Annotated in this window: 11 protein-coding genes and 1 rRNA gene; all 12 read left to right on the plus strand. The window is 71.9% G+C overall.

The genetic code is table 11. The features are described 5' to 3' along the window. A 5S ribosomal RNA gene (gene rrf, locus AC060L_RS25065) occupies positions 1 to 78 on the plus strand; the annotation flags it as partial. Positions 79 to 215: 137 nt separating this feature from the next. After that, positions 216 to 827, plus strand: coding sequence for a cardiolipin synthase ClsA (clsA, locus tag AC060L_RS25070; protein WP_483801159.1), 612 nt, complete (start codon positions 216 to 218; stop codon positions 825 to 827). A 159-nt stretch (positions 828 to 986) separates the two neighbouring features. Then, positions 987 to 3,482, plus strand: coding sequence for a sugar phosphate nucleotidyltransferase (locus tag AC060L_RS25075; protein WP_483801160.1), 2,496 nt, complete (start codon positions 987 to 989; stop codon positions 3,480 to 3,482). Between the two features lie 81 nt (positions 3,483 to 3,563). Next, entirely contained in the window at positions 3,564 to 4,505 is a 942-nt protein-coding gene (locus AC060L_RS25080) for a DUF881 domain-containing protein (protein ID WP_483801161.1), read from the plus strand. Continuing rightward, positions 4,502 to 4,834, plus strand: coding sequence for a small basic family protein (locus AC060L_RS25085; protein WP_483801162.1), 333 nt, complete (start codon positions 4,502 to 4,504; stop codon positions 4,832 to 4,834). Before AC060L_RS25080 ends, AC060L_RS25085 begins: the two co-directional genes overlap by 4 nt. Positions 4,835 to 4,850: 16 nt before the next feature. Beyond that, complete coding sequence (locus AC060L_RS25090) at positions 4,851 to 5,912, plus strand: DUF881 domain-containing protein (RefSeq protein ID WP_483801163.1); 1,062 nt, start codon at positions 4,851 to 4,853, stop codon at positions 5,910 to 5,912. A 523-nt stretch (positions 5,913 to 6,435) separates the two neighbouring features. Beyond that, complete coding sequence (locus tag AC060L_RS25095) at positions 6,436 to 6,972, plus strand: FHA domain-containing protein (protein ID WP_483801164.1); 537 nt, start codon at positions 6,436 to 6,438, stop codon at positions 6,970 to 6,972. A gap of 184 nt (positions 6,973 to 7,156) precedes the next feature. Continuing rightward, complete coding sequence (ftsR, locus tag AC060L_RS25100) at positions 7,157 to 7,858, plus strand: transcriptional regulator FtsR (protein ID WP_483801276.1); 702 nt, start codon at positions 7,157 to 7,159, stop codon at positions 7,856 to 7,858. Between the two features lie 407 nt (positions 7,859 to 8,265). Further along, complete coding sequence (locus tag AC060L_RS25105) at positions 8,266 to 8,739, plus strand: bifunctional nuclease family protein (RefSeq protein ID WP_483801165.1); 474 nt, start codon at positions 8,266 to 8,268, stop codon at positions 8,737 to 8,739. A gap of 269 nt (positions 8,740 to 9,008) precedes the next feature. Continuing rightward, positions 9,009 to 9,695 carry a MerR family transcriptional regulator gene (locus tag AC060L_RS25110; RefSeq protein WP_483801166.1) on the plus strand — a complete coding sequence of 229 codons (687 nt, stop codon included), beginning with the start codon at positions 9,009 to 9,011 and terminating at the stop codon, positions 9,693 to 9,695. Positions 9,696 to 9,825: 130 nt separating this feature from the next. Then, positions 9,826 to 10,557, plus strand: a complete 732-nt coding sequence (locus AC060L_RS25115; RefSeq protein WP_483801167.1) for a SanA/YdcF family protein — start codon at positions 9,826 to 9,828, stop codon at positions 10,555 to 10,557. Between the two features lie 66 nt (positions 10,558 to 10,623). Further along, entirely contained in the window at positions 10,624 to 12,084 is a 1,461-nt protein-coding gene (locus tag AC060L_RS25120; RefSeq protein ID WP_483801168.1) for a DNA polymerase IV, read from the plus strand. Positions 12,085 to 12,255: the final 171 nt, after the last annotated feature.

Raw genomic sequence — 12,255 nt, forward strand, 5'->3', positions numbered from 1 at the left:
CCGAACCCGGAAGCTAAGCCTTACAGCGCCGATGGTACTGCAGGGGGGACCCTGTGGGAGAGTAGGACGCCGCCGAACAATCATTCAGGGAAAGCCCCTGGCCAGCAATGGCCAGGGGCTTTTTCGCATTCCGGGCCGGTGGTTGGTCGCCGGTGGCTGCCGCGGCCGGGTAAAGTCAGGGCCGCACAGTCACTGTAAGGACAGGAGGCCCCCGGGTGGAGGTCCAGGAGACGCGCGTCCAGACCGACCGCGTCCTCACCATCCCCAACGTGCTCAGCATGGCCCGCCTGGTCGGTGTCCCGGTCTTCCTCTGGCTGATTCTCTGGCCCGAGTTCAACGGGCCGAAGAACGACGGCTGGGCGATCGCGATCCTGATGTTCAGCGGGGTCAGCGACTACCTGGACGGCAAGCTCGCCCGCAGGTGGGGTCAGATCAGCCGGCTCGGTCAGATCCTCGATCCGCTGGCAGACCGCCTGTACGTGTTCTCGACGCTGCTGGGTCTGACCTGGCGCGGCATCCTGCCGTGGTGGTTGACCGCGATTCTGCTTGCTCGTGACCTGTTCATCACGTCGTTGTTGCCCATTCTCAACCGGCATGGTTACGGGCCGCTGCAAGTGACTTTTCTCGGCAAGGCGGCGACCTTCAATCTGATGTACGCCTTTCCGCTTCTGCTGCTCGGGCAGGGCGACGGCTGGTTCCACGCCACCGCGAACGCCGTGAGCTGGGCATTCATCTGGTGGGGCACGGTCCTGTACTGGTGGGCGGCGATCCTCTATGCCATGCAGACCCGCCGGCTGGTCAAGGCCGACACGCTCGCGCACGGCTGACGTACGCCAACCACTGCGGGGTGGCGAGCGGCGACGGCCGGTAATCGTGGCGCAGTTAACCGGTCCATCCGCGCGTCGGACGATTTCAGCCGGGTAGAGGAGTCCTGGAACGGTTTGATGGACGAGGAGTCCATCGCCGCGAAGGAGGACGCACCCGCAATGAAAGCCGTTGTGATGGCAGGAGGCGAGGGAACTCGTCTCCGCCCGATGACTTCGAGCATGCCGAAGCCGCTCCTGCCGGTTGCCAACCGCCCGATCATGGAGCACGTGCTTCGCCTGCTCAAGCGGCACGGCCTTACCGATACGGTCGTCACCGTGCAGTTCCTGGCGTCACTGGTGAAGAACTACTTCGGTGACGGCGAAGACCTCGGCATGAATCTCACCTATGCCAACGAGGAGGTCCCACTCGGCACCGCAGGCAGCGTCAAGAACGCCGAGGACGCGCTGCGCGACGACTCCTTTCTGGTCATCTCCGGAGATGCCCTCACCGATTTCGATCTTTCCGAGCTGATCGCCTTTCACCGGCGCAAGGGCGCGCTGGTGACCGTCTGCCTCACCCGGGTCCCCAACCCGTTGGAATTCGGTATCACGATCGTCGACGACGAGGGGCGCGTGGAGCGCTTCCTGGAGAAGCCGACCTGGGGTCAGGTGTTCTCCGACACGGTGAACACCGGCATCTACGTGATGGAGCCGCAGGTCTTCGACTACGTTGCGGCCGGCCGCTCGGTGGACTGGTCGAGTGACGTCTTCCCGCAGTTGCTCAAGGAGGGCAAGCCGGTCTACGGCTATGTCGCCGAGGGCTACTGGGAGGACGTCGGCACGCACGAGAGCTACGGCAAGGCGCAGGCCGACGTCCTGGACGGCAAGGTCGACGTCGAGCTGGACGGCTTCGAGATCTCGCCCGGCGTCTGGGTGGCCGAAGGCGCCGAGGTGGACCCGGAGGCGATCCTGCGCGGTCCGCTCTACATCGGCGACTACGCCAAGGTGGAGGCGGGCGTCGAACTGCGCGAGCACACGGTGCTGGGCAGCAACGTGGTCGTGAAGCGCGGCGCGTTCCTGCACAAGGCGGTCGTGCACGACAACGTCTACGTGGGTCCGCAGACGAACCTGCGCGGCTGCGTGGTCGGCAAGAACACCGACGTGATGCGCGCGGCCCGGATCGAGGACGGCGCGGTGATCGGCGACGAGTGCCTGATCGGCGAGGAGTCGGTGATCGCGAGCGGGGTGCGGGTCTACCCGTTCAAGACGATCGAGGCCGGCGCGTTCGTCAACACCTCGGTGATCTGGGAGTCGCGCGGGCAGGAGCACCTGTTCGGCGCGCGTGGTGTGTCCGGGATCCTCAATGTCGAGATCACCCCGGAGCTGGCCGTCCGGCTGGCGGGCGCGTACGCGACGACGCTGAAGAAGGGCGCGACCGTCACCATCGCGCGTGACCACTCGCGTGGTGCCCGTGCGCTCAAACGGGCGATGATCTCGGCGTTGCAGACCAGCGCGATCGACGTCCGCGACCTGGAGAACGTGCCGATGCCGGTGGCCCGGCAGCACACCGCCCGGGGCAGCGCCGGCGGGATCTTCCTGCGCACCACACCGGGGGTGCCGGACTCGCTGGACATCCTCTTCTTCGACGAGCGCGGCGCGGACCTCTCGCAGGCCGGTCAGCGCAAGCTGGACCGCGTCTACGCGCGCCAGGAGTACCGCAGGGCGTTCCCGGGTGAGATCGGCGACCTGACGTTCCCGTCCAGCGTCTTCGACTCGTACGCGGGCAATCTGCTCCGGGCGATCGACACCACGGGGGTCCGGGAGGCCGGGCTGAAGGTCGTGGTGGACACCGCGCACGGCAGCGCCGGCCTGGTGCTGCCGAGCATCCTGGGCCGCCTCGGTGTGGAGGCGCTGACGGTCAACGCGGGCCTGGACGAGGCGCGGCCGACCGAGGACGTCGAGGAGCGGCGGGCCGGCCTGGCCCGGCTCGGCGCGCTGGTGGCCTCCTCCCGGGCGGCGTTCGGGGTGCGGTTCGACACCGTCGGCGAGCGGGTCTTCTTCGTGGACGAGCTGGGGCGGGTGATCGAGGACGATCGGGCACTGCTGGTCCTGCTCGACCTGGTCGCGGCCGAGCGGCGCAGCGGTCAGGTGGCGCTGCCCGTCACGACGACCCGGATCGCCGAGCAGGTGGCGGCCTACCACGGCACCCAGGTCAGCTGGACCACCACCTCGCCGGACGACCTGGCCAAGGCGGCCGCCGCCGAGGGCACGATCTTCGGCGGGGACGGGCGTGGCGGGTTCGTGGTGCCGGAGTTCAGCGGCGTGCTGGACGGCGCGGCGGCCTTCGTCCGGCTGGTCGGACTGGTGGCCCGCACCCAGCTGACGCTCAGCCAGATCGATGCGCGCATTCCGCAGGCGCACATGCAGCGGCGCGACATCGCCACCCCGTGGGCGGCGAAGGGAATGGTGATGCGCTCGGTGGTCGAGGCGGCGGGCAACCGGCGGCTGGACACCACCGACGGCGTCCGGGTGGTCGAGCCGGACGGCCGCTGGACGCTGGTGCTGCCGGACCCGGCCGAGGCCGTCACCCACCTGTGGGCGGAGGGCCCGGACGACGACGCGACCCAGGGCCTGCTCGACGAGTGGGCGGCGGTGGTGGACGGCGCCGGGCGCTAGCGGGGAGCTCTGCGGCGGGCCCCGGGCGGGCGGCTCCCAATCCTGGGGGCTGTTCACCGGGGTCCGCCGCGACATGGGACGATGTCCCGCATGCCAGCGAAGCGACCACCGAGTGTCAGGGACCGCCGGTTCGCCCGCCCTGACGCTTCGATGTCCTTGCTGACCACGGTGATGGACCAGAGCCTGGACGAGGGCTACGCGGCCGCCGCCCGGGCCCGCGGCGAGGTGGGCCGCCGCCGGCTGCCCACCACCGCCAGGGGCCGGTTGCTGCTGGCCGCCGGGCTCGCGATGGCGGCCGCCGTGGTGACGATCAGCGGGGTGAACGCGCACGAGGCCGAACCGGCGCTCGCCAAGCAGCACGACGCGCTGGTGCAGCGCGTCACCGATGCCACGGCGGCGGCCGACCAGCTGCAGCGCCAGGTGGAGTCGTTGCGGGCCCAGGTGGACCGGACCCAGCAGCACGCGCTGCAGGACTCCGGCGGGGACGCAGGACTGCCCGCGCTGGCCGGTTCGGTGGGGACCGGCGCGGTCACCGGGCCCGGCCTGAAGCTGGTCATCGACGACGGCAGCGGCACCGACAGCGGCGGCGGGCTGGACCCGCGGCTGGCGGGCGGCTTCGGCACGGGCCGGCTGCACGACCGGGACCTCCAGCTGATCGTCAACGGCCTCTGGCAGGCCGGCGCCGAGGCGGTCGCGGTGAACGGGCAGCGGCTCACCGCGCTGTCGGCGATCCGGGCGGCCGGAGACGCGATCCTTGTCGACAACCGCCCGCTGGTGCCGCCGTACACGGTGCTGGCGGTGGGCGACGAGAAGCGGCTGCCGGGCGCCTTCCAGGACAGCATGGGCGGGCACTACCTGCGGATCCTGCAGGACAGCTACGGGATCAAGGCCACGACCACCGCGGAGCACTCGCTGGACCTGCCCGCGGCGGTGGGTTTCACGCTGCGCGTGGCGGTCCCGGAGGACGGCGCGAGCGCCGCAGCCACTCTTTCGACGTCGACGACAGGAGCACCCACGCCGTGATTGCCGTACTGGGTCTGGTGGCCGGGGTGATCGCCGGACTCTTCGTCCAGCCCGAGGTGCCGGCCGCGGTGGTCCCGTACCTGCCGATCGCCGTGGTGGCCGCGCTGGACGCGGTCTTCGGCGGGGTGCGCTCGATGCTGGACGGGATCTTCGACGACAAGGTCTTCGTGGTCTCGTTCCTCTCCAACGTCGTGGTGGCGGCGCTGATCGTCTTCCTCGGCGACCAGCTGGGCGTGGGCTCGCAGCTGTCCACCGGCGTGGTCGTGGTGCTCGGTATCCGGATCTTCTCGAACGCGGCCGCCATCCGGCGCCACGTGTTCCGGGCCTGAGGCCGGGGGAGCGTCGATGACGAAGGACGAGCTGCCGGGCGACGGGCCGCGCGAGGACGCGGAGCGGGTGCGGCCGGAGGGCGAGAGCGCGCAGGCGGCGGCCGTGGTGGTCGCAGCGGCCGAGGAGGCCGAGGAGCCGGCGGCGCCCGCCGTGCCGATCCCCGAGCAGGCCTGCGAAGCCGCCCCGACTCCGGTGACGACGGCTGAGCCCGCACCGGAGACGGCGGCGGAGCCGGAGCCGGAGGGACCGGAGTCCGAGAGACCGGAGCAGGAAGAGCCCGAGCCCGAGCCCGAGTCCGTCGAGCCCGCCGAGGCTTCCGAGCAGCCGCAGCCGGCCGCCGGTGCCCGGCCCGCGCCGGACGGCCGGGCCAGGCTGCGCAACGCGATCTGGCCGCCACGCGCCTCGCGGGGACAGCTCGTGGTCGCGCTGCTGCTCTTCGCGCTCGGCCTGGGTCTGGCGATCCAGGTGCGTTCGACCAACGACCACAGCGCGCTGCGCGGCGCCCGCCAGGAGGACCTGGTCCGGATCCTGGACGAGCTGGACAGCCGGCAGCAGCGTCTCCAGCAGGAGAAGGCCCAACTCGACGAATCCATGGCCCAGTTGGAGAACAGCTCGAATCAGGCCAAGGAAGCCCAGGAGCAGACCCTGAAGAAGGCGGAGGAACTGGGCGTGCTGGCGGGTACGGTCAGGGCGACCGGTCCGGGAATCGTACTGACGGTCGATGACCCCCAGGGGCAGGTCAAGGCAGATATGCTGCTGGACACCCTGCAGGAACTCCGAGCGGCGGGGGCGGAGGCGATTCAGATCAACGATGTCCGAGTGGTGGCCGGTACCTACTTCACCGACGCACCGAACGGCGGCGTGCAGATCGCCGGCAAGGCCGTCTCGCAGCCGTACCGCTTCACGGTGATCGGGAGTCCGCAGGATCTGACGCCGGCGCTGAACATTCCGGGGGGCATCGTCCGTACTCTTGAGAAGGAGCAGGTCGGTACCGCCATCTCGGAGCAGCAGAAGGTCACCGTGGACGCGCTCGCCGTGCCCGCGCCGTCGCAGTTCAGCAAGCCGGCGGCGAGGTGACGGGCCGTTCGCAGCAGCTGACGCTCCGTCGGCTGGACCGCCTCCCACCTGCGTCTGCGGGTGGCCCCCGGTGCACAGCGCGCGGGGCTCGTCGGTCACACTGTGAAGTACCACTCCCGCAGCCCCGGCTCGATGCCGGGCCCGCAGCCTGTCCGAGGTTCTCACCCTGCCCCGCGGGCGGGTCTGTTTCACGCAAGGGGATTCGCCCGTGAGTCTGTTCTCTAAGCTTTTCGGCCGCAACAACCGCCGCGCTGCCGCGGTGGAGGCGCCCACCGCGCGCCACCGCCGGGAGGAGGATGAGCTCGGCCAGGTCCCCGGCATGCGCCCTGCCCCGCAGGAGGGCTACCAGCACGCCGGTGAGCGCCCGCTCTTCCGTGACGGTGGCTACGGCGCGTCGGTTGACCCTTCGGGCGCGCCGCGCATAGGTTTCCCGACAGGACCCTCAACCTCTGGTGGAGGGTTTGCCCCGGGTCCCTACGCCGGGCACGTCCCAGGGGGAGTGCCGCACCAGGAGGCTGCGAACTTGACCGGCCCGATCGTCTGTCCGCGGTGCGGCAACCAGAACCCGGCCACCGCCCGGTTCTGCAACAACTGCGGTTCGCCGCTGCGCGGGGCCGGCTCGCCCGAGCTGCCCGCCGAGACCACCTCGACCATCTCCATCTCCGGCCTGGAGTCCTACGACCCCAGCGCGACGGGCACCGGGGCCACCCCGGCGCTCTCCGCCGAGGTGCTGGCCGCGATCGACGCGCTGCCGCCGGGCTCCGCCCTGCTGATCGTGCAGCGCGGTCCGAACTCCGGCAGCCGGTTCCTGCTGGACGCCGACGTCACCACGGCCGGCCGTCACCCCCAGGGCGACATCTTCCTGGACGACGTCACCGTCTCGCGCCGGCACGTGGAGTTCCGTCGTCGCCCCGGCGGCTTCTCGGTCGCCGACGTGGGCAGCCTGAACGGCACCTACGTCAACCGCGAGCGGATCGACGAGGTCGGCCTGAACAACGGCGACGAGGTGCAGATCGGCAAGTACCGGCTGGTGTTCTTCGCGGGACCCCAGCACTACTGACGCAACGGCAGGCAGTTGCTGCTCCCCCCGGCCGACCAAGCGTCGGCCGGGGCCGGGACGGGCGGGGAAACCACACCACGACGTCGGCAGGAGAGCGCGAGTGACCTCGAACCAGATCGTGACCGGCCCCCGGCGCCCGAGCAGCCCACAGCGGCGGCCCGGCGAACGCGGCGGCGATGACCTGCTGAGCATCGGGGCGGTGCTCGCCTTCCTGCGCGACGACTTCCCCGACATCACGATTTCGAAGATCCGCTTCCTGGAGGCGGAGGGGCTCGTCGAGCCGCAGCGCACGCCCTCGGGCTACCGCAAGTTCGGCCCGAACGACGTCGAGCGGCTGGCCTACGTGCTGCGGATGCAGCGTGACCACTACCTGCCGCTGCGGGTGATCCGCGAGCACCTGGACGCGATCGAGCGCGGCGAGGCGCCGCCCGCGCTGCCCTCCGCCGAGGCCCGTCCCGGGCCGCTGGAGGAGGCCGACCGCGAGCTGGGCGCCGCCACCGGCGTCAGTGCGGCGGGGGTCAGGCTGGGCCGGGCCGAGCTGCTGGCCGCGGCCGGCGCCGAGGAGCGGGACCTGGCCGAGTGGGAGTCCTACGGCCTGGTGGTGCCCGGCCCGGACGGCGGATTCGACGCCGAGACGCTGCAGATCGCCCGGCTGGTCGCCGAGCTGGGCCGGTTCGGCCTGGAGCCGCGCCACCTGCGCCAGGTCAAGGCGGCGGCGGAGCGCGAGGTGGCCCTGGTGGACCAGGTGGTCGCACCGCTGCGCCGGCACCGCAATCCGCAGACCAGGGCGCATGCCGAGACCACCGCGCGCGAGCTGGCCACGCTGGCCGTCCGGCTGCACGCGACCATGGTGCAGGCCGGGCTGCGCGGCAAGCCCCGCCCCTGAGCCGCCCCCGCCCCTGAGCCGTCCCCGCCTCCTGGCGCGCCCTGCTGCCGTCTGCGTCTGCGTCTGCGGCGACACGCCCGGTGTCCGACTCGAGTGCCACCGGAGCCCCGCTGGGGTGCGACTCGGGCGTGGCAGGTGTGCGAGCGGTGACCGGTCGCGATCGCGCCGGGAGTTCGACCGCCGATCGAACGGTGATCGATCGGCGATCGAGGTCGGCCGGTCCGGAACCGGACGGTGACGCGGGCAGGAACCGCCGGCGTCCGGCTGGTGACCTGCCATTCGTCCCCGTCGCGGCGCCGTCTCGGCGGGGCCGGATGGTCGGTGTGCCACCTCACGGAGTGCGGCACGTGGCCGGGCCGCGAAGGGCCGCGCTTTCATATCCGGGTGTGGGGCCATAGGGTTGCCTTGTGAATGAGCTCGACGTCGTGGGTGTCCGGGTGGAGATGCCCTCCAACCAGCCGATCGTCCTGCTGCGCGAAGTGGGCGGCGACCGGTATCTGCCGATCTGGATCGGACCTGGCGAGGCGACCGCGATCGCCTTCGCCCAGCAGGGCATGACTCCGATGCGTCCGCTCACGCACGACCTCTTCAAGGACGTGCTGGAGGCGCTCGGCCAACAGCTGACCGAGGTGCGGATCACCGATCTGCGCGAGGGCGTGTTCTACGCGGAGCTGGTCTTCACCGGCGGGGTCGAGGTCAGTGCGCGGCCGTCCGACGCGATAGCGATCGCGCTGCGGACCGGGACGCCGATCTACGGCGCCGAGGAGGTGCTCGCCGAGGCGGGCATCGCGATCCCGGACGAGCAGGAGGACGAGGTCGAGAAGTTCCGCGAGTTCCTGGACCAGGTCTCGCCGGAGGACTTCGGCGGCAACGCCCAGTGACACCCCGCTCGTGACACCGCGCTCGTGACACCCAGCTCGGCGGGGCGGCGGATCGATCCGAAGCTGCTCGTAGTCGATCGTCTGTTTTGCCAAAATGTTCGGTCCTACCCACACTAGGGGCACGCGAAACCACTCGGTGGAGTGAAGCTGTTTCGCGGCCCCGGCGTGGCGATCGTTGACGCGTCTCGGGCGACTGCCTACCGTCAGGGGTGGCCGCCGGGACGTTCGCTCTGCCCGGCACCCGGAGCCATCAGTGGACGGAGGTTGGCATGAGCAGCAGCGGCGATGAGGCGGCCGTCGGAGGCAGCCCGTGCGCTCTCCACGTGTCGCGCGGCACCCGGGCCCGGACCGGCCGTTCCTGGGAGCAGCAGGCCGCCGACACGGTGGCCGAGCTGCCGCGGGTCGGGCGTTTCCCGGCCGTGCAGGCGGGCCAGCCGGCCCTGGAGCGGATCGCTCCATCCTCGGACCTGCTCGGCTACCGCGGTCCGACGGCCTGCGCGGCCGCCGGTATCACGTACCGTCAACTCGACTACTGGGCCCGCACCGGGCTGCTGGAGCCGAGCGTGCGGACCGCCACACCGACCGGTGCGCAGCGGCTCTACAGCTTCCGCGACATCCTGGTGCTGAAGATCGTCAAGCGCTTGCTGGACGCGGGCGTCTCGCTGCAGAACATCCGAGTGGCCGTCACTCATCTGCAGTCCAGCGAGCTGGCCGACCTGGCCGGGCTGACCCTGATGAGCGACGGCGCGACGGTCTACGAGTGCACCTCGCCGCAGCAGGTGGTCGACCTGCTGAAGGGTGGTCAGGGCGTCTTCGGCATCGCGGTCGGCGCCGTCTGGCACGAGCTGGAGGCGAACCTCGGGCGGCTGCACGCCGAGCGCACCGACACCGGCGAGACGCTGGTCGGCCACGACCCCGCCGACGAGCTGGCCCAGCGCCGCAACCGCGCGGTCTGACGCCTCGTCGTACCGCCTCGTGGCACGGTCTCGTCGCACTGTCCTGATCCTGCAACAGCGGCCCGGGCGGAGAACCGCCCGGGCCGTCCGCATCGTCCGGCCCGATGACAAGTGATCATGGGGAGGGGACATGCGGGCCATCGTGGCCAAGGGCGGCGAGCACGGTCGGCGGTTGCTGGGCGTGCTGCGCGGACGGCGGCGCCAGCGCCGGGCGTTCCAGGCACTGGTGCTGTTCTGCACACTGGCACTGGCGCCGAGCGCCTGGCTGTTCTGCGCGGAGGACGGGCGGATCCGCAGCGCCGCCGACGTACCGGCCGAGCCGGTGGCGGTCGTCTTCGGCGCCGGTGTGCAGGACGGCGTGCCCTCGCCGTACCTGGCGCACCGCCTGGACGCCGCGCTGGAGCTCTACCGGACGCACAAGGTGCAGGCGATCCTGGTCACCGGCGACAACAGCCGCACGTCCTACAACGAGCCGGGTGCGATGTACGACTACCTGGTCGGGCGCGGCGTCCCCGACGTGCGGGTGGTGCGCGACTACGCGGGCTTCGACACCTGGGACTCCTGCACCCGGGCCAAGCGGATATTCGGCGTCGACCACGCGGTCCTGGTGAGCCAGGACTACCACGTGCGGCGCGCGCTGGCGCTCTGCCGGGCGGCCGGGATCGACGCGTACGCGGTCGGCGTGCCCGAGCCGCGGGACGCGACCTGGTACGCCGGTACCGTGCGCGAGCTGCCGGGCGCCGTCAAGGCGTCGTACAACGCGGTGTTCCGCCCGGATCCGGCGCTGCTCGGGCCGGCCGACCCGGGCGTCGCGCGGGCGCTGGCCGACGCGGCCCACGACCGCACCGCCGCCCGGTACTGACGGGCCCGGGACCGCCCCGGCACCGACGAGCGCTGTCTGTCAGACCCGTGCGGGATGATCGGCCTTGTGCGGACAGTGCCGAGCATCATCCACCTCGACATGGACGCCTTCTTCGCCTCGGTGGAGCAGGCGGCCAAGCCGAGCCTGCGCGGCAAGCCGGTGATCGTCGGCGGGCTGGGCGGGCGCGGAGTGGTCTCCACCTGCTCGTACGAGGCGCGGGTCTTCGGCGTCCGGTCGGCGATGGCGATGGCGACGGCCCGCCGCCTCTGCCCGAACGCGGCCTACCTGTGGCCGCGGTTCACCGCCTACCGGGCGGTCAGTGAGCTGGTGATGGCGATGCTGCGCGAGCTCTCGCCGCTGGTCGAGCAGCTCAGCGTGGACGAGGCGTACGTCGACCTGGCGGCCGGCCCGTACGGCCCCGCGCTGGCGGCCGCCGGGCCGGGCGACGGCGCCGAGCTGGTCCGGGCGATCTGCCAGGACCTGCGCGCGGACATCGAGGAGCACACCGGCGGGCTGACCGCCTCGGTCGGCGCGGCCGGCTCCAAGCTGATGGCCAAGATCGCCTCCGAGCAGGCCAAGCCGGACGGGCTGGTGCTGGTCACTCCCGGCCAGGAGCGCGCGGTGCTCGGTCCGATGGCGGTCCGGGCGCTGCCCGGTGTCGGTCCCGCCACCGAGCAGGTGCTGCACCGGGCCGGCCTGATGACCGTGGCGGAGGTCGCCGAGCTCTCCGAGGACGAGCTGAGGCGCCTGCTCGGCAAGGCTCACGGCGCCGGCGTGTCGGCGATGGCCCGGGGGCTGGACGACCGGGCGGTGGTGCCCGACCGGGACGCCAAGTCGGTCTCGGTGGAGGACACCTACGAGGTGGATCTGGCCGACCGGGACCGGATCCTGCACGAGCTGGACGAGCTGAGCGCCCGCTGCGTGCGGCGGCTGCGGGCGGCCGGGCGGTCCGGGCGGACGGTGGTGATCAAGGTGCGCCGCTTCGACTTCTCCACGCTGACCCGGTCCGAGACGCTGCGCGGGCCCACCGACGACGAGCGGGTGATCGCGGGCACCGCCCGGCGGCTGGCCGGGCAGGTCAACCTGACCGGCGGGATCCGGCTGCTCGGCGTCGGCGTCTCGGGCCTGGCCGACTACACCCAGGAGGACCTCTTCGCGCAGGCCGCGGCCGAGTGGGAGGAGGAACAGGAGGCGCTGGCAGAGGCGGCGGCAGCGGATGCGGTGGCGGCGGACTCGGCGGAGGCGGTTGCGGAGTCGGCGGCGGCCGGGAGCGGCCCGCAGGCCGACGGCGTCGCGGAGCCGGTGGAGCCTGCTCCCCGGCAGCGGATCTGGCTCCCGGGGCACGACGTGCTGCACGAGCAGTTCGGCCCCGGCTGGGTGCAGGGCAGTGGGGTCGGCCGGGTGACCGTCCGGTTCGAGACGCCGTACAGCGAGCCGGGGCGGGTGCGCACCTTCCTGGTGGACGATCCGGAGCTGACCCCTGCGGACCCGCTCCCGCTGCTGCCGCCGGTCGATCCGGCCGACTGAGCCGACTGGGCCAGGACAGCACTGTGCCCCGCCCGGACTGCTGGAACTCAAGCGGCCCGGGCGGGGCACAGTGTCACGCGGTGGCCGGCGGTGGCCTGTGCGATGCCCTCGCGGGCCGCCGCCGGCATCGTCGGCGCCACCGATCCCTGGGCGGCGCCGGCAGGCGCCTCG

The sequence above is a fragment of the Kitasatospora sp. NEAU-69 genome (assembly GCF_057158765.1).